The 17,747-nt window shown below is 66.1% G+C and carries 11 protein-coding genes; 5 read left to right on the top strand and 6 right to left on the bottom strand.

The window, feature by feature from the left end:
* Nucleotides 1-62 precede the first annotated feature (62 nt).
* The 4 genes from ACFIMZ_RS13285 to fixL form a co-directional block, all read right to left on the bottom strand.
* The gene (locus ACFIMZ_RS13285) at nt 63-2,150 is read right to left on the bottom strand and encodes a M3 family metallopeptidase (protein ID WP_431819917.1); all 2,088 of its coding nucleotides are present in this window, start codon (nt 2,148-2,150) and stop codon (nt 63-65) included.
* Nucleotides 2,151-2,347: 197 nt separating this feature from the next.
* Entirely contained in the window at nt 2,348-3,205 is an 858-nt protein-coding gene (folD, locus tag ACFIMZ_RS13280; protein ID WP_431819916.1) for a bifunctional methylenetetrahydrofolate dehydrogenase/methenyltetrahydrofolate cyclohydrolase FolD, read from the bottom strand.
* A gap of 252 nt (nt 3,206-3,457) precedes the next feature.
* Nucleotides 3,458-4,096 carry an oxygen response regulator transcription factor FixJ gene (gene fixJ / locus ACFIMZ_RS13275; protein WP_006493245.1) on the bottom strand — a complete coding sequence of 213 codons (639 nt, stop codon included), beginning with the start codon at nt 4,094-4,096 and terminating at the stop codon, nt 3,458-3,460.
* Entirely contained in the window at nt 4,093-6,609 is a 2,517-nt protein-coding gene (fixL, locus tag ACFIMZ_RS13270) for an oxygen sensor histidine kinase FixL (RefSeq protein WP_431819915.1), read from the bottom strand. Before fixL ends, fixJ begins: the two co-directional genes overlap by 4 nt.
* Before the next feature lie 273 nt (nt 6,610-6,882).
* Here fixL and aceE point away from each other — a divergent pair, with 273 nt between their 5' ends.
* The 3 genes from aceE to lpdA all read left to right on the top strand — a co-directional run bounded on the left by aceE (nt 6,883) and on the right by lpdA (nt 13,310).
* A complete protein-coding gene (gene aceE, locus ACFIMZ_RS13265; protein ID WP_431819914.1) occupies nt 6,883-9,579 on the top strand; it encodes a pyruvate dehydrogenase (acetyl-transferring), homodimeric type in 2,697 nt (898 codons plus the stop codon).
* Nucleotides 9,580-9,649: 70 nt separating this feature from the next.
* Complete coding sequence (gene aceF / locus ACFIMZ_RS13260) at nt 9,650-11,284, top strand: dihydrolipoyllysine-residue acetyltransferase (protein ID WP_431819913.1); 1,635 nt, start codon at nt 9,650-9,652, stop codon at nt 11,282-11,284.
* A 277-nt stretch (nt 11,285-11,561) separates the two neighbouring features.
* Nucleotides 11,562-13,310, top strand: a complete 1,749-nt coding sequence (gene lpdA, locus ACFIMZ_RS13255; protein ID WP_431819912.1) for a dihydrolipoyl dehydrogenase — start codon at nt 11,562-11,564, stop codon at nt 13,308-13,310.
* Nucleotides 13,311-13,562: 252 nt separating this feature from the next.
* On the opposite strand, the gene ACFIMZ_RS13250 is transcribed toward lpdA, so the two are convergent.
* Complete coding sequence (locus ACFIMZ_RS13250) at nt 13,563-14,129, bottom strand: phasin family protein (RefSeq protein WP_042584655.1); 567 nt, start codon at nt 14,127-14,129, stop codon at nt 13,563-13,565.
* Nucleotides 14,130-14,785: 656 nt separating this feature from the next.
* Here ACFIMZ_RS13250 and pbpG point away from each other — a divergent pair.
* Nucleotides 14,786-15,916, top strand: coding sequence for a D-alanyl-D-alanine endopeptidase (pbpG, locus tag ACFIMZ_RS13245; RefSeq protein WP_431819911.1), 1,131 nt, complete (start codon nt 14,786-14,788; stop codon nt 15,914-15,916).
* Nucleotides 15,917-16,012: 96 nt separating this feature from the next.
* Here the strand turns inward: pbpG and ACFIMZ_RS13240 are convergent, their stop codons facing one another.
* Nucleotides 16,013-16,822 carry an IclR family transcriptional regulator gene (locus tag ACFIMZ_RS13240; RefSeq protein WP_431819910.1) on the bottom strand — a complete coding sequence of 270 codons (810 nt, stop codon included), beginning with the start codon at nt 16,820-16,822 and terminating at the stop codon, nt 16,013-16,015.
* A gap of 181 nt (nt 16,823-17,003) precedes the next feature.
* On the opposite strand from ACFIMZ_RS13240, the gene ACFIMZ_RS13235 reads away from it, so the two are divergent.
* Nucleotides 17,004-17,726 carry a (Fe-S)-binding protein gene (locus ACFIMZ_RS13235; RefSeq protein WP_431819909.1) on the top strand — a complete coding sequence of 241 codons (723 nt, stop codon included), beginning with the start codon at nt 17,004-17,006 and terminating at the stop codon, nt 17,724-17,726.
* The last annotated feature ends 21 nt before the right edge of the window (nt 17,727-17,747 follow it).

Raw genomic sequence — 17,747 nt, 5'->3', positions numbered from 1 at the left:
CGCCGCGGAATGAACTGCCCCCGCGGCGCCGTCGTCATCGATACGTGAAGCGGGCGGGGCGCTCAGTGCGCGGGCGCCGTCATCCCGTTGTGGCGCAGCAGCGCGTCGATCTGCGGTTCGCGGCCGCGGAACGCCTTGAACGAATCCATCGCCGGACGGCTGCCGCCGACCTCGAGGATCTCGCGGCGATAGCGCGTGCCGGTCGCCGCATCGAGCACGCTGCCGCCGGCTTCGGCGGCTTCCTCGAACGCCGCGTACGCATCCGCGGACAGCACTTCGGCCCACTTGTAGCTGTAGTAGCCGGCCGCGTAGCCGCCCGCGAAGATGTGGCTGAACGTGTTCGGCCAGCGCGAGAACGGCGCTTGCGGGATCACGTGGTAGCGCTCGTTGATCTCGCGCGCGAAGTCGTTCACGCCGATCGCGCCCGCCGGATCGAAATCGACGTGCAGCAGCATGTCGAACATCGAGAACACGATCTGCCGCAGCGTGCCGAGGCCGCTCTGGAAGTTCTTCGCGGCGATCATCTTGTCGAACAGCGCGCGCGGCAGCGTCGCGCCCGTGTCGACATGCGACGACATCGACGACAGCACGTCCCATTCCCAGCAGAAATTCTCCATGAACTGCGACGGCAGCTCGACCGCATCCCATTCGACGCCGTTGATGCCCGACACGCCGAGCTCGTCGACGCGCGTGAGCATGTGATGCAGGCCGTGGCCGAACTCGTGGAACAGCGTGATCACCTCGTCGTGCGTGAAGCACGCGGGCTTGCCGCCGACCGGCGCGGAGAAATTGCAGGTCAGGTACGCGACCGGCGTCTGCACGCTGCTGCCGCGCTTCGCGCGCGAGCGCGCATCGTCCATCCACGCGCCGCCGCGCTTGCCTTCACGCGCGTACAGGTCGAGATAGAACTGCGCGACGAGCGAGCCGTCGCGATTCTCGACGCGGAAGAAGCGCACGTCCTTGTGCCAGACCGGCGCGTCGTCCGCCTTGATCCGCACGCCGAACAGCGTCTCGGTGACGGTGAACAGGCCCTTCAGCACGGCCGGTTCCGGGAAGTACTGCTTGACCTCGTTTTCCGAGAACGCGTACCGCTGCTCGCGCAGCTTCTCGGCCGCATACGCGACGTCCCACGGCGCGAGCTCGGCCAGGCCGAGCTCCTTCGCGGCGAACGCGCGCAGTTCGTCCCAGTCCTGGTCCGCATGCGGGCGCGCGCGCGTCGCGAGATCCTCGAGGAACGCGATGACCTGCTGCGGCGACTCGGCCATCTTCGGCGCGAGCGACACCTCGGCGAAGTTGCGGTAGCCGAGCATCTGCGCCTCTTCGCGGCGCAGCTTCAGTTCATCGGCGACGATCGCCGTGTTGTCCCACTCGACGTTGCCGCCGCCGTATTGCGGACCGAGTTCGGAAGCGCGCGTCGCATACGCGCGATAGAGCGTCTCGCGCAGCGCGCGGTTGTCCGCGTACTGCAGCACCGGAAAGTAGGACGGGAAATGCAGCGTGAATTTCCAGCCATCCTTGCCGTCCTTCTGCGCGGCTTCGCGGGCAGCCTCGATCGCGTCGCCGGGCAGGCCCGCCAGTTCGGCCTCGTCCTGCGCGACATACGCGTATGCGTTGGTCGCATCGAGCACGTGATCGGAAAACGCCTTCGACAGCGCGGCCTGCTGCTCCTGCAGCTCGGCGAAGCGCGGCTTCTGGTCTTCCGGCAGCTCGGCGCCCGACAGGCGGAAGTCGCGCAGCGCATTGTCGAGAATCTTCTTGCGCTCGACCGACAGCGTCGCGTATTCGGCGCTTGCCGCGATCGCCTTGTACTTTTCGTACAGCGCGAGGTTCTGGCCGACGCTCGACCAGAACTCGGTCACGCGCGGCAGGTTCTCGCCGTATGCGGCGCGCAGCTCGGGCGTGTCGGCGACCGCGTTCAGGTGGCCGACGACGCCCCAGGCGCGACCGAGCGGCTCCGTTGCGCGCTCGACCGCCTCGACGACGTCCGCCCAGCTCGCCGGCGTCGCGCTTGCGCTCGCGGCGTCGACCGCGCGGTTGGCATCGGCGAGCAGCGTGTCGAGCGCGGGCGTGACGTGTTCCGGGCGGATCTCGCCGAAACGGGGCAGGTCGGAGAAGTCGAGGAGCGGATTGGTATTGGCGCTTGCGGACATAAGACTCCCTGTCTGTTGCCGGATGAACCGGGGTGATGGGGGGAGGGCGCGGCGGCGCCCGATATCGACATTATTGGGGCGCATCGTGCGCTTTCCAATCGTTAGTTTCTAACGGCGCGATTGAGGCGGGGCCGGAACACGCCCGACGGCGGCCGGCCAGGTGCCGGCGCGCGGACGCGCGCCGGCGGAAGGGGGGGTCAAGCGGCCGCGGCGGCGCGCTCGGCGGCTTCGATCGTGTTGATCAGCAGCATCGTGATCGTCATCGGGCCAACGCCGCCCGGCACCGGCGTGACGTGGCCGGCCACTTCCTTCACGCCCGCGAAGTCGACGTCGCCGCACAGCTTGCCCGCGTCGTCGCGGTTCATGCCGACGTCGATCACGGTCGCGCCCGGCTTCACCATGTCGGCCGTCAGGATGTTGCGCTTGCCGACCGCGGCGACGACGATGTCGGCCTGCCGCGTGTGGGCGGCGAGGTCGCGCGTCTTGCTGTGGCAGATCGTCACGGTCGCGCCCGCTTCGAGCAGCAGCATCGCCATCGGCTTGCCGACGATGTTCGAGCGGCCGATCACGACCGCATTCGCGCCCTGCAGCGGGATGTCGTGAGCCTCGAACATCTTCATCACGCCGTACGGCGTGCACGGACGGAACAGCGGCTTGCCGGTCATCAGCGCGCCCGCGTTCGCGACGTGGAAGCCGTCGACGTCCTTCTCCGGCGCGATCGCCTCGAGCACCTTGTGGCTGTCGATCTGCTTGGGCAGCGGCAGTTGGACGAGGATGCCGTGAATCTTCGGGTCGCGGTTCAGTTCGTCGATGCGCGCGAGCAGGTCCGCTTCGGACAGCGACGCCGGATAACGGTCCTTCAGCGAAAAGAAGCCGTTGTCCTCGCACGCCTTGATCTTGTTGCGCACATAGACTTCGCTGGCCGGGTTGTCGCCGACGAGGATCACCGCGAGGCCGGGCTGGTGGCCACGGGCGGTCAGCGCGGCGGCGCGTTCGGCGGCCTGGGCGCGCAAGGTCTTCGAAAGGGCGTTGCCGTCGATGAGGAGGGCTGTCATGGTGGTGGGTTCTGCGGAAGTTGGAATGCGGGCGTGCGGCGCGTCGGGGTGCGCCGCAGCAAAGCACGGAATTATACCGTCCGCCTGCCGCCGTCCGACAGCGAATGCGCGGGAAGCGTCATCGGCGGGCAGCCGGATCCGCCGCCCGCACGATCGCCTGCCGCCTGAATACGAAGTCGCCGCCCCGCGGCCAGGCCGCGTCGGGGAAGGGCGCGGCGCGGGCCCGGCAGGCTCACCGGGCCGCGAGGGGGCTCACGCCTGTTTCTTCGACAGCGCGAGGCGCAGCAGGTCGGCCACCGTGTTGACGTTGAGCTTTTCCATGATGTTCGCGCGGTGCGCTTCGACCGTCTTGATGCTGATGCCGAGGTCGTCGGCGATCTGCTTGTTCAGGCGGCCGGCGATGATCCGCTCGAGCACCTGCTGCTCGCGGGCGGTCAGCTTCGACAGCCGCTCGCTCGCGGCGCGCTGTTCCTGGACGCTCTTGCTTTCGCTTCGGGCCTTGTCGAGCATCCGCTCGACGAGCTTGCGCAACTCCGCCTCGTCGAACGGCTTCTCGATAAAGTCCATTGCCCCCTTTTTCATCGTCGACACGGCCATCGGCACGTCGCCGTGACCGGTGACGAAGATGATCGGCAGCGCGGCATTGTCGGCGATCAGGCGTTCCTGCAGCTCGAGGCCGCTCATGCCGGACATCCGCACGTCGAGGATCAGGCACGCGATCTGGCCGGCCTGCTGGGCGGGCTGGTACGCATCGAGGAACTGCTCGGCGCTCGAGAAGCATTGCACGCGATAGCCGTTCGCCTCCAGCAGCCAGCGCAGCGAGTCGCGCACGGCCTCGTCGTCGTCGACGACAAAGACGGTTTCCTGAGTGGTGGTGACAGGGCTATTCATAATTCTCCCGTAACGGTATGTGATGCCGATGCCTCGGACCCCCCTCGGCCGAGATCAGCGGGTTCCCCAATGGGCAGGCTGCAGTGGAACGTCGCGCCGGAGATGCGGCCATCCGCCTCGACATTGTTGACCACCCACAGACGCCCGCGATGCGATTCGATGATCGAGCGGCAGATGTTCAGCCCCATGCCCATGCCGTCGGACTTGGTGCTGTAGAACGGCTCGAACAGGCGCTCGGCGGTCGCTTCGTCGACGCCCGGACCCTGGTCGATCACGCGGATGTCGACGAAGCCCGCCTCCAGATCGGCGACGACGCGGATCACGCCGTCGGCCGATGCCGGCTTCACGTCGGCCATCGCTTCGGCCGCGTTCTTCATCAGGTTCACGAGCACCTGCTCGATCAGCACGGGGTCGACATAAATAATAGGCATTCTTGCGAGGATTTCCGTGACGATCCGGATCCTGCGCTTCCTGGCCTCGATTTCGGCGAGCCCGACCGCGTCGGCGACGATGTCCGCGACCCGCGCCGGCTGGCGCTTCGGCTCGCTGCGCTTCACGAATTCGCGGATCCGCTTGACGATCATCCCTGCGCGCAGCGCCTGCTGCGCGGTCTTCTCGAGCGCGGGCGCCAGCATTTCGTTGGTCGCGCGGCCGCTCTTGACCATCGCGAGCGTGCCCGAGCAGTAGTTGTTGATCGCCGCGAGCGGCTGGTTCAATTCGTGAGCAATCGACGACGCCATTTCGCCCATCGTCATCAATCGGCTCGTGAACTGCAGCTTCTCTTCCTGCTGGTGCGCGAGCTCCTGCGCCTTCTTGCGGGTCGTGATGTCGGTCGCGATCTGCATCTGCGCGAGGTGGCCGTCGACCCACTGGATGTACTGGCGGCGCACCTCGAACCACTTCTGGATGCTCTCGACGTAGACCTCCTGCGCGTCCGCGGTGCTGCCCGTCAGCGCGGCGGCCGGCAGGCCGGCGAAGGTGTCGACCATGTCGATCGAGTCGGACGACGCCTGCGCGCGGTCGAAGCCGCCGCCGGACAGCTCGAGGTGGCCGTCCGGGCGGATGCCGAACAGGTGCCGGTAATAGCGGTTCGCGAACAGCAGCTCGGCTTCGTCGGCGGCGAGCACCGACACCGCGGCGTCGAGGCTCTCGAGCACCGTCGTGAAGCGCTCGTGTGCGGCGGCGAGTTCTTCTCGCGCGCGCTTCGGCTCGGTGATGTCCGTCATCGACGACATCCAGCCGGTCTGGCGGCCGGCGCTGTCGATCAGCGGCGACACGTACAGGCGCGCATGGAACAGCGTGCCGTTCTTGCGCCGCACGCGCAGCTCGAAGCCGGAGCTCGGCGCCTTGCCGCGCAGCGTCATGTCGAGCTGGCGCTGCATCTCGGGGTAGGAATCGCGCGGCCAGTACGGGAACGGCGCGACCTTGCCGACGAGGTCGCTCTCGTCCCAGCCGGTCATCCGGCAGAACGCCGGGTTCACGTGCGTGATGCGGCCGTGCATGTCGAGCACGCGCATGCCGATCAGCACCGAGTTCTCCATCGCGCGGCGGAAGAACGCCTCGGCGTACAGCGCCTGCTGCGCCTCGAAGCGCTGGCGGGTGTGCTTCCACAGGCTCCAGAGGCTCCACAGCACGAAGCACGACAGCCCCGCGACGAGCCAGACGAGCGTATTGTTGGTCAGGTTGGTGAGCTGCGGGAACGCGTAGACGCGCACGGTCAGGCCCTGGCCGGGCGGATCGAGCGGCAGGTCGTAGTGCGAGTCGCGCGGCAGGCGCGGGCGCGACGACGTCGACGACAGCTCGCGGTTGTTCGCGTCGGTGATCGAGATCTTGTATTTCGACGACAGCTCCTGCGGGATGTCGTGCTTCAGGATCCCTTCGACGGAGAACACGGCGGCAATCGAGCCGAGGTACTCGCGGTCGCCGCGCATCACGGGCGTCTGCAGCGTGATGTAGCCGTTGCCGAAGTCGTCGTAGACGAGCGGCGAATAGGCCTGGCGGCGCGAGCTGCGCGCCTCGTCGTACGCGCCGCGCACCGCGTCTTGCATCTGCGCGTCGCCCGGCCGTGCGAGCCGCTGGCCCAGCACGGGCGGATGCACGGTCGGCCAGCGCTGCGTGCCCGGCGCCGTGTACCAGTTCAGGTAGAGGATTTCGGGATGCGTCTGCATCACGTCCGCGACCGCCATCTGGAACCCGTTCTGGTCGAGCCGGCCGGACGCGAGGTCGCGCGACAGCGCCTGGAGCTGCTCCTGCGCGCCCGTCATCGACAGGCGGATCTGCTGCTGCGCCCACGCGACGTTGCGGAACAGCGTGTCTTCCTGCTGCTGCTGCTCGCGGCGGTTGAGGCTCCATAGAATGAGGCTCATCACCACCAGGAACACGAGGATCGACAGGAGGGGCGTCAGCAAATAGGAATTGGACCACCACGGTCCGTGGTGCCAACGGGACGGCTGCGACTCTGCCGGCGGGCCCGACGGTCGCGCCGAGCGTGCGAAAAGCCGATCGGTCAACATGGCAGGATTGTAGCGCAGCGCTATTTATGGAAAACCTATACCGGATATGTTGAACGGAAACGGATTTGCTGCACGGCGACGTGCCGCGGAGCCCCGAAACATGGGTGCGCCGCAGCAATATTTCGTATAGCGGAAAATGATCTCATAATTCGAAAATTTTGTTGCGCGCGGCTGTACGTGCTCATTACAATCCGCTGGAGCTTGCCCGCAGCCGGTCGCGTCGCGTCGTCTGCATGAAGAGCGATCCTCACATTTCCGGACCAGGAGACGAGAATGTCCGCTGTACCTAACGAAGTGATGAAGTATGTCGCCGCCGAGCGTGACGACGATCCGCAGGAAACCGTTGAATGGCTCGAGGCGCTCGACGGCGTGATCTCCTCCGTCGGCACTGGTCGTGCGCACTACCTGATCGAGAAGCAGATCGAATTCGCGCGCACGCGCGGCGAGCATCTGCCGTTCTCCGCGAATACCCCGTACATCAACACGATTCCGGTCGAAGCCCAGGCAAAGATTCCCGGCGACCAGGAACTCGAGCACACGATCCGCTCGTACACGCGCTGGAACGCACTGGCCATGGTGCTGCGCGCGGGCAAGGACACCAACGTCGGCGGCCATATCGCGTCGTTCGCATCGGCCGCGACGCTCTATGACGTCGGCTACAACCACTTCTGGCATGCGCCGTCCGAGCAGCACGGCGGCGACCTCGTGTTCGTGCAGGGCCACTCGTCGCCGGGCGTGTACTCGCGCGCGTTCCTGCTCGGCCGCCTGTCGCAAGACCAGCTCGACAACTTCCGCCAGGAAGTCGGCGGCAACGGCATCTCGTCGTACCCGCACCCGTGGCTGATGCCGGATTTCTGGCAGTTCCCGACCGTGTCGATGGGCCTCGGCCCGATCATGGCGATCTACCAGGCGCGCTTCATGAAGTACATCGAAGCGCGCGGCATCGCGAAGACGCAGGGCCGCAAGGTCTGGGCGTTCCTCGGCGACGGCGAGACCGACGAGCCGGAATCGCTCGGCGCGATCGGCATGGCGAGCCGCGAGAAGCTCGACAACCTCGTGTTCGTGATCAACTGCAACCTGCAGCGTCTCGACGGCCCGGTGCGCGGCAACGGCAAGATCATCCAGGAGCTGGAATCGGAATTCCGCGGCGCCGGCTGGAACGTGATCAAGGTGATCTGGGGCAGCCGCTGGGATGCGCTGTTCGCGCGCGACAAGACGGGCGCGCTGATGCGCCGCATGATGGAAGTCGTCGACGGCGAGTACCAGACCTACAAGTCGGAATCGGGCGCGTTCGTCCGCGAGCACTTCTTCAATTCGCCGGAACTGAAGGCGCTCGTCGCCGACTGGTCCGATGACGACATCTGGGCGCTGAACCGCGGCGGCCACGATCCGCACAAGATCTACGCGGCGTTCCACGAAGCCAGCAACACGAAGGGCGCGCCGACCGTCATCCTCGCGAAGACCATCAAGGGCTACGGGATGGGCGAGTCCGGTCAGGCGATGAACATCACGCACCAGCAGAAGAAGCTGCCGGTCGAGCAACTGAAGAAATTCCGCGACCAGTTCCGCCTGCCGATCACCGACGAGCAGATCGCCGACGTGCCGTACCTCAAGTTCGAGGAAGGCTCGAAGGAGCTCGAGTACATGCGCAAGCAGCGCATGGACCTCGGCGGCTACCTGCCGCAGCGTCGCGAGAAGGCGACGTCGCTGCCGGTGCCGGCGCTCGACGCGTTCGAGCCGCTGCTGAAGGGCACGGGCGAAGGCCGCGAGATCTCGACGACGATGGCGTTCGTGCGGATCCTGAACATCCTGCTGAAGGACAAGGCGCTCGGCAAGCGCGTCGTGCCGATCGTCCCGGACGAGTCGCGCACGTTCGGCATGGAAGGCCTGTTCCGCCAGATCGGCATCTGGAACCAGGAAGGCCAGAAGTACGTGCCGGAAGATTCCGACCAGCTGATGTTCTACAAGGAATCGGAAACCGGCCAGATCCTGCAGGAAGGCATCAACGAAGCGGGCGGCATGTGCGACTGGATCGCGGCGGCGACGTCGTACTCGACGCACGGCGAGATCATGGTGCCGTTCTACATCTTCTATTCGATGTTCGGCTTCCAGCGGATCGGCGACCTCGCGTGGGCCGCGGGCGACATGCGCTCGCGCGGCTTCCTGCTCGGCGGCACCGCGGGCCGCACGACGCTGAACGGCGAAGGCCTGCAGCACGAGGACGGCCACTCGCTCCTGTGGGCGGCATCGGTGCCGAACTGCGTGAGCTACGACCCGACCTTCGGCTACGAACTCGCGGTGATCATCCAGGACGGCCTGCGCCGCATGGTGCAGGACCAGGAAGACGTGTACTACTACGTCACGGTGATGAACGAGAACTACGAGCACCCGGCGATCCCGCAGGGCGAGCACGTGGCGGCCGACATCATCAAGGGCATGTACGCGTTCAGGAAGGCCGACGCCGACAAGAAGGCGCCGCGCGTGCAACTGCTCGGCGCGGGCACGATCTTCAACGAAGTGATCGCCGCCGCCGACCTGCTGAAGAACGAATGGGGCGTCGCCGCCGACCTGTGGAGCGTGCCGAGCTTCACCGAGCTCGCGCGCGAAGGCCATGAAGTCGAGCGCTGGAACCTGCTGCATCCGACCGACGAGCGCCGTCTGTCGCACGTGCAGAAGTGCCTGAAGGACACGCAGGGCCCGATCGTTGCATCGACCGACTACGTGCGCGCGCTGGTCGACCAGATCCGCGGCCAGATCGATCGCCGCTTCGTCGTGCTGGGCACCGACGGCTACGGCCGCTCGGACACCCGCGCGAACCTGCGTCACTTCTTCGAAGTCGACCGCTACTGGGTGACGGTCGCGGCGCTCAGCGCGCTCGCGGACGAAGGGACGATCGACCGCAAGGTCGTCGCCGATGCGATCGCGAAGTACAACCTCGATCCGTCGAAGCCCAACCCGATGACCGTTTAACGCACACGCGCCGTGTGATGCCGCGCGCCGCCGCCGGGAGGGGCGCGCGCGGCCCTGGAGACACAAACAGATGAGTCAAGCGATCGAAGTGAAGGTGCCGGATATCGGCGATTACAAGGACGTGCCCGTCATCGAGGTGCTCGTGAAGGCGGGCGACACGGTCGAGCCCGAGCAGTCGCTCGTCACGCTCGAATCGGACAAGGCGACGATGGACGTGCCGAGTCCGTCGGCCGGCACGGTCAAGGAAGTGAAGGTGAAGGTGGGTGATTCGGTGTCGGAAGGCTCGCTGATCATCCTGCTCGAAGGCGGCGCAGTCGCGCAGCCGAACGGCGCGGCCGCGCCGGCCGCCGCACCGGTGGCAGCTGCGCCCGCAGCGGCTCCGGCCGCAGCGCCCGCGGCAGCCGGCGGCGGCACGCTCGAAGTGAAGGTGCCGGACATCGGCGACTACAAGGACGTGCCGGTGATCGAGATCGGCGTGAAGGTCGGCGACACGGTCGAGAAGGAACAGTCGCTCGTCACGCTCGAGTCGGACAAGGCGACGATGGACGTGCCGAGCCCGGCCGCCGGCGTGGTGAAGGACATCAAGGTGAAGGTCGGCGATGCGGTGTCCGAAGGCACGCTGATCGTGCTGCTGGAAGCGGCCGGCGCGCCGGCTGCCGCCGTGCCGCAGGCCAGCGCGCCGGCGCCCGCGGCGGCTGCGCCCGCACCGGCGCCCGCCGCACCGAAGGCTGCGCCGGCTCCGGCGGCTGCAGTGGCTCCGGCGGCTGCGCCGGCCGGCGAATACCGCGCCAGCCATGCATCGCCGTCGGTGCGCAAGTTCGCGCGCGAGCTCGGCGTCGACGTGGCGCGCGTGCAGGGCAGCGGTCCGAAGGCCCGCATCACGAAGGAAGACGTCACGAGCTTCGTGAAGGGCGTGATGACCGGCCAGCGTGCGGCGCCGGTCGCAGCGGCCGCGCCGGCAGGCGGCGGCGAGCTGAATCTGCTGCCGTGGCCGAAGGTCGACTTCGCGAAGTTCGGCCCGTTCGAGGCGAAGCCGCTGTCGCGCATCAAGAAGATCTCGGGCGCGAACCTGCATCGCAACTGGGTGATGATCCCGCACGTCACGAACAACGACGAAGCGGACATCACCGACCTCGAAGCGCTGCGCGTGCAGCTGAACAAGGAGCACGAGAAGGCGGGCGTGAAGTTCACGATGCTCGCGTTCGTGATCAAGGCGGTCGTCGCCGCGCTGAAGAAGTTCCCGACCTTCAACGCGAGCCTCGACGGCGACAACCTCGTGTTCAAGCAGTACTACCACGTCGGTTTTGCCGCGGACACGCCGAACGGCCTCGTCGTGCCGGTGATCCGCGACGCGGACAAGAAGGGCCTCGTCGAGATCGCTAAGGAAATGGCCGAGCTGTCGAAGGCCGCGCGCGAAGGCAAGCTGAAGCCGGACCAGATGCAGGGCGGCTGCTTCTCGATCTCGTCGCTCGGCGGGATCGGCGGCACGCACTTCACGCCGATCATCAATGCGCCGGAAGTGGCGATCCTCGGCCTGTCGCGCGGTCAGATGAAGCCGGTGTGGGACGGCAAGCAGTTCGTGCCGCGACTCACGCTGCCGCTGTCGCTGTCGTACGACCATCGCGTGATCGACGGCGCGGAAGCCGCGCGGTTCAATGCGTATCTCGGCGCGCTCCTGGGCGACTTCCGTCGAGTGATTCTTTGATGAGCAGGGAGTCTCGCGGGGGCGTGGGTTTTCTGTCGGTTATCCGCGCCCTGTCGTTGAACCTGTTTTGCTAACGGTCTATTGGCGTCGCCCCTGCGCGGGGCGGCGGTCACTTTTCTTTGTCTTCCAAAGAAAAGTAACCAAAAGAAAGGCGCGTCCTTGGGCGGACGGCAAAGGTGGTCCTGCCCATGCCCCCGTTCTCCAGTCAAGCCGTAGCCAGGTTTATCTCGCGGGTTTCCCTCCGTCTGTCAGCAGCTAATCAAGAAGGGGACAGTACATGAGTCTCATCGAAGTCAAGGTTCCGGATATCGGCGATTTCAGCGGCGTCGATGTCATCGAAGTCAACATCAAGCCGGGCGACGTGATCGAAAAGGAGCAGACGCTCCTCACGCTCGAATCGGACAAGGCCTCAATGGAAGTGCCGAGCGACGTCGCCGGCACCGTCAAGGAAATCAAGGTCAAGGCCGGCGACAAGGTCTCGCAAGGCACCGTGATCGCGCTGGTCGAGGCGGCAGCCGCTGCCGCGGCGCCCGCGAAGGCCGCCGAGCCGGCCAAGCCTGCAGCGCCAGCCGCTCCGGCGGCCGCGCCGCAGGCAGGCAGCTATGCCGGCGCAGCCGACATCGAGTGCGACATGCTCGTGCTCGGCGCCGGCCCCGGCGGCTACTCGGCCGCGTTCCGCGCGGCCGATCTCGGCATGAAGACCGTGCTCGTCGAGCGCTATTCGACGCTCGGCGGCGTGTGCCTGAACGTCGGCTGCATTCCGTCGAAAGCGCTGCTGCACACCGCGCTCGTCATCGACGAAGCGGAAGCGCTCGCGTCGCACGGCATCTCGTTCGGCAAGCCGGAAATCAACCTCGACAAGCTGCGCGACTTCAAGTCCGGCGTCGTGAAGAAGCTGACGACGGGCCTCGCCGGCATGGCGAAGGCGCGCAAGGTCGAGGTCGTGACGGGCGTCGGCGCGTTCGTCGATCCGTATCACATGGAAGTGCAGGGCGACGGCGGCAAGAAGGTCGTGAAGTTCAAGCAGGCGATCATCGCGGCCGGCTCGCAGTCGGTGAAGCTGCCGTTCCTGCCGGATGATCCGCGCATCGTCGATTCGACCGGCGCGCTCGAGCTGCGCCAGCTGCCGAAGCGGATGCTCGTGATCGGCGGCGGCATCATCGGCCTCGAAATGGCAACGGTCTACGCGACGCTCGGCGCCGAGATCGACGTCGTCGAAATGCTCGACAACCTGATGAACGGCGCGGACCGCGACCTCGTCAAGGTCTGGGAAAAGTACAACGCGAAGCGCTTCGGCAACGTGATGCTGAAGACCAAGACGGTTGGCGCCGAGGCGAAGGAAGACGGCATCTACGTGAAGTTCGAGGGCGAGAAGGCGCCGGCCGGGCCGCAGCGCTACGACCTCGTGCTGGTCGCGGTCGGCCGCAGCCCGAACGGCAAGAAGATCGGCGCCGACAAGGCGGGCGTCGCCGTCACGGATCGCGGCTTCATCGACGTCGACAAGCAGATGCGCACCAACGTGCCGCACATCTTCGCGATCGGCGACGTCGTCGGTCAGCCGATGCTCGCGCACAAGGCCGTGCACGAAGGCCACGTCGCGGCGGAAGCGGCGCACGGCGAGAAGGCCTACTTCGATGCGCTGCAGATCCCGTCGGTCGCATACACCGATCCGGAAGTGGCGTGGGCCGGCAAGACCGAAGAGCAGTGCAAGGCCGAAGGCATCAAGTACGGCAAGGCGGTGTTCCCGTGGGCCGCGTCGGGTCGCGCGATCGCGAACGGCCGCGACGAAGGCTTCACGAAGCTGATCTTCGACGAGGAAACCCATCGCGTGATCGGCGGCGGCATCGTCGGCCTGAACGCGGGCGACCTGATCAGCGAAGTGTGCCTGGCCGTCGAAATGGGCGCGGACGCGGAAGACATCGGCAAGACGATCCATCCGCACCCGACGCTCGGCGAATCGGTCGGCATGGCGGCCGAACTGTACGAAGGCGTCTGCACGGACCTGCCGCCGCAGCGCAAGAAGTAACGCATCGCTGCAATGCCGCCGGCGCCGCCGCGCGCCGGTCTGGCAAAAACGGCGCTTCCCGCAATTCGGGGAAGCGCCGTTTTTTTTGCGTTGGTTCAGGCGCGGGCGGGGCGACGCCATCCGGATGATTGCGCAAGGACCGGATGCGGCGGAGCCGGCAGGGCCGTCTAGCTCCCGCGGCCTCATCGGTCGCGCCCCAAAAAAGAAAGGCCGCGCTGGGCGCGGCCTTTCCGGAGCGACGGAAACGCTGGCTTAGGCAGCCGGCTTGGTGGCGCGGCGCGATGCAGCGGCGCTGGCAGCCTTCGTTGCGACGGCGGCGGCGGCGTTGAAGTTCGTTTCGGCGATCTCGACCGCTTGCTTCGCTGCCTTCTGCACGGTTTCGTACGTCGTGCTCGCGGCGTTCAGCGCCGACTTCAGCGCGGCGACGGCCGTTTCCGAACCGGCCGGCGCGTTCTTCGCGACGTTGTCGACGAGTGCCTGGACCTTCTTGTTCTGCTCTTCGTACTGCGCTTCCGCGACCTTCGCGAATTCAGCCTGCGTGGCCGACGCGATTTCATACACGTGACGGCCGTATGCCAGCACCTTTTCCGCGACCGGCTGCGTGAGGCTCGCCTGCAGCGCGATCAGTTCCTGTGCATCCTTCACCGACAGCAGGCGCTGCGCGTTTTCCTGCGTCTCGGCGAGCGTCGACTTCACGACTTGCACGTTCAGTTCGATCAGCTTTTCGATGCCTTCGAACGCCGTCGTGGTCAGACCGAACAGGCTTTCGAGGTTGGCTTTCTGTGCGGCGGCGATTTGCTCGGGGGTCAGCAAAGACATGTCAAGCTCCTGAAAGGCGATCGCGACGATCGCAAGGATAAAGGGCACTACGATGGTGAGCCACGGATGCGCGTGCTTTGTGCAACGCAGCAATGGAACCTATTTTAGGGCAGAAGAAGCTAATGTCAAGCACTTTTTGTGCGTTGCACAATCATGACAATTTATCGACAAAACAACGAGTTATCGTCGCGTTAAGGAAACGGTTCCACGCGCTTTCCCAGATGGTGCGCACGCACCGCGCGCACGCCGATCGCACCAGGATCGCGCGCAGGTAAACCTGACAGGGGGGTGGAACGTTGTGCTCTTGTTCTTGTCGAAAAGCGCGCCGTTTCGTGCGCGCCGGGGCGAAGTGCCTTCGCCATGGCCCGACACGCGCGCAGTTTGGCGCTCCGAGCGCCGGATACGTAGTTTCCCCGCTTTAAAACGCCCTGAAAGTGACGTTATCTCAAATTAACCGACGGGTAATCGGGAGACGAGCACTGTGGGGCTGCGCACCCATGATGATTTTTTTTGATGGGAGCGGGGGCGTCGATCGATCGAAGCTTCGACGACGCTTACAATCCGGTTTAAATACGATCGGTAAGTGCCTAATATTGCTTATTTTTTCAGCCTTAACTACACTTGCGGAAACCTCCCGCCGCTTTGTCCAGACCCCAATGAAAGCCGAATCGTTTTCACCGCGCAGAATGTTGCAGAGCATGGCGCTCGGCACGGCGGTGTCGGTCGCTGTCGCCTTGCTGGCGGCCACCGCCACCGTGACGCCTGCCGACGCTTTTGCCGCTACTGCGAAGACCCACCAAGCCGCCAAGAAGAAAGCGACCGCTTCGTCCGCGAAGAAGTCGGTGAAATCGGCGTCCGCCGATGATGCGCCGCGTGCGAAATCGGTGCGCAAGCGCGCGACGCTTGCCGCGAATGTGCGCCACCACGGCGCGGTGCGCCGGGTTGCGTTCCAGCCGCGCCAGCCGTCCGTCGGCCAGGCGTTCGGGCTGCACGACACGCCCGATGCGCTCGCGCTTCGCTCGAGCGTCGCGTACGTCGTCGACCAGAGCAGCGGCGAGCCGCTGTTCGACAAGAATTCGCACGCGGTCGTGCCGATCGCGTCGATCACGAAGCTGATGACGGCGATGGTCGTGCTCGACTCGAAGCTGCCGCTGACCGACCAGATCGAAGTCACCGACGAGGATCGCGATTACGAGAAGGGCACCGGCTCGCGCCTGTCGGTCGGCTCGGTGCTGTCGCGCGAAGACATGCTGCACATCGCGCTGATGGCGTCCGAGAACCGTGCTGCCGCGTCGATGTCGCGCTACTACCCGGGCGGCCGTCCGGCGTTCATCGCTGCGATGAACGCCAAGGCGAAGGCGCTCGGCATGGCCGATACGCACTTCGAGAATTCGACCGGGCTGTCGAGCCAGAACGTGTCGAGCGCGCGCGATCTCGTGAAGATGGTCAACGCGGCGTACCAGTATCCGCTGATCCGCAAGTTCTCGACCGATCGCAGCTACGAGGTGAACACGGGCAAGCGGAACCTGGCCTACAACAGCACGAACGCGCTGATTCGCGGCAACAACTCGTGGGACATCGGCCTGCAGAAGACCGGCTTCATCAACGAAGCCGGCGAGTGCCTCGTGATGCAGGCGACGATTCACGACCGTCCGCTGGTGATCGTGCTGCTGGATTCGTTCGGCAAGTATTCGCGCTTCGCCGATGCGGCGCGGCTGCGCAACTGGCTCGACGCCGGCGGCGGCGAGCGCCTGACGGCGGCCAATGCGTCGAACGGCGGCACCTGATCCGGCTCGGGCGGCGGTTCGACGCCCAAGCCGCAGCCAGCAAAAAGCCCCGCGTCGCGGGGCTTTTTTTCGTCCAATGAATCGCGCGGTGGCGGTTCAGGCTTGCCGCTGCAGGCCGTCCAGGTCCTTCGCGTTTTCCGGCCTGTAGCCGAGCGATTCCGAGATGGTCAGCGCGGTGCGGCTCAACTGGCCGAGCCATGCGTCCTGCAGGCGATCGGCCGGCGCCGACAGCGACAGGCCCGCGACGAGCTTGCCCGAGTCGTCGTAGATGCCCGCCGCGATGCAGCGCACACCCAGCTCCAGTTCCTCGTTGTCGCGTGCGCACGATTGCTGGCGGACGATCGTCAGTTCACGCTCGAGCTTCGCGATGTCGGTGATGCTGTTCTGCGTGTGGCCGGCGAGCCCCGTGCGCGTCGCATACGCGCGCACCCGCGACGTTTCGTCGGCCGCGAGGAACAGCTTGCCGACCGACGTCAGGTGCAGCGGCGCGCGCCCGCCGATCGCGCGCACGACCTGCATTCCGGAGCGCTCCGAATAGGCCCGCTCGATGTAGACGATCTCGTCGCCTTGCCGCACCGACAGGTTCACCGTCTGACCGGTGAGGCGGTGCAGCTCGCGCATCGGCATCAGCGCCGCGTCGCGCACCGACAGGCGCGCCTTCACCAGGTTGCCGAGTTCGAGCAGCCGCATCCCGAGACGGTAGGTGCCCGGATCGGAGCGGTCGACCAGGCGGCAGGTCACCATGTCGTTGAGGATACGGTGCGCGGTCGACGGATGCAGCTCGGTGCGCTGCGCCAGTTCTTTCAGGCTGACGGGGTCGCTGTGCGCGGCGAGCGCGTCCAGCAGCCGCATCATGCGTTCGATCACCTGGATCGACGTTTTGGAATCCGGGGTCGGGTTGGTCATGTCGGGGAATCGGTTGCTGCGTCATGCGCTGTTCCGCCGATTGTATCTCGTATCGTGAAAAAAGCGAACGGCGTTCGAGGAAGTCCTCGCATTGGTTCCGGGCGGCCGGGCCGCGCGCGGCGGCGTTGGTCCTGCCGGGCAAACGGCGGATAATGAGAGCCGTTTTCTCGAAGGAGCGCCTATGCGAGTCGGTTTGTTCGTGACCTGTCTGGTCGATTTGATGCGTCCCGAAATCGGGTTTTCCGCGCTCAAGCTGATCCGCGACGCGGGCTTCGAGGTGATCGTGCCGCCCGCGCAGACCTGCTGCGGCCAGCCGGCCTACAACTCCGGCGACCGCGCGCTCGCGCGCGATCTCGCCGAGAAGACGCTGCGCGAGTTCGAGCAGTTCGACTACGTCGTCGCGCCGTCGGGCTCGTGCGGCGGGATGATCCGCACGCACTACGGCGACCTGTTCCGCGACGATCCCGAATTGATGGGGCGCTATTCCCGATTCCAGCAGAAGGTCCATGAACTGACCGACTTCCTCGCGAACGTCGCGAAGGTTTCGCTCGAACCCGGCGAGTTCGCGGGCCCGGTCACGTACCACGATTCGTGCTCGGGGCTGCGCGAGCTCGGCGTGAAGGCGCAGCCGCGCGCGCTGCTCGCGCAACGCGGCGTCGCGGTCACCGAGATGAAGGACTGCGAGCACTGCTGCGGCTTCGGCGGCACGTTCTCGGTCAAGTACGGCGACATCTCGACGGCGATCGCGGACGAGAAATGCGCGAATGTGCGCGCATCGGGCGCGGGCGCCGTCGTGCTCGGCGATCTCGGCTGCATGCTGAACATCGAAGGGCGGTTGCGCCGCACGGGCGACCGCGACACGCGCGTGCTGCACATCGCGCAGGTGCTGGCGGGCGACGTCTGACGCCCGGGTCCGCTCACTTTC

This window comes from Burkholderia sp. F1 (genome assembly GCF_050813845.1).
Classification (GTDB): Bacteria; Pseudomonadota; Gammaproteobacteria; order Burkholderiales; family Burkholderiaceae; genus Burkholderia; species Burkholderia ubonensis.
This window is presented reverse-complemented; position numbering and strand designations above follow the sequence as displayed.

Coding starts and splice junctions, on each gene's coding strand:
- ACFIMZ_RS13285 (WP_431819917.1), bottom strand. CDS start 2,150: ATGTCCGCAAGCGCCAATACCAATCCGCTCCTCGACTTCTCCGACCTG.
- folD (WP_431819916.1), bottom strand. CDS start 3,205: ATGACAGCCCTCCTCATCGACGGCAACGCCCTTTCGAAGACCTTGCGC.
- fixJ (WP_006493245.1), bottom strand. CDS start 4,096: ATGAATAGCCCTGTCACCACCACTCAGGAAACCGTCTTTGTCGTCGAC.
- fixL (WP_431819915.1), bottom strand. CDS start 6,609: ATGTTGACCGATCGGCTTTTCGCACGCTCGGCGCGACCGTCGGGCCCG.
- aceE (WP_431819914.1), top strand. CDS start 6,883: ATGTCCGCTGTACCTAACGAAGTGATGAAGTATGTCGCCGCCGAGCGT.
- aceF (WP_431819913.1), top strand. CDS start 9,650: ATGAGTCAAGCGATCGAAGTGAAGGTGCCGGATATCGGCGATTACAAG.
- lpdA (WP_431819912.1), top strand. CDS start 11,562: ATGAGTCTCATCGAAGTCAAGGTTCCGGATATCGGCGATTTCAGCGGC.
- ACFIMZ_RS13250 (WP_042584655.1), bottom strand. CDS start 14,129: ATGTCTTTGCTGACCCCCGAGCAAATCGCCGCCGCACAGAAAGCCAAC.
- pbpG (WP_431819911.1), top strand. CDS start 14,786: ATGAAAGCCGAATCGTTTTCACCGCGCAGAATGTTGCAGAGCATGGCG.
- ACFIMZ_RS13240 (WP_431819910.1), bottom strand. CDS start 16,822: ATGACCAACCCGACCCCGGATTCCAAAACGTCGATCCAGGTGATCGAA.
- ACFIMZ_RS13235 (WP_431819909.1), top strand. CDS start 17,004: ATGCGAGTCGGTTTGTTCGTGACCTGTCTGGTCGATTTGATGCGTCCC.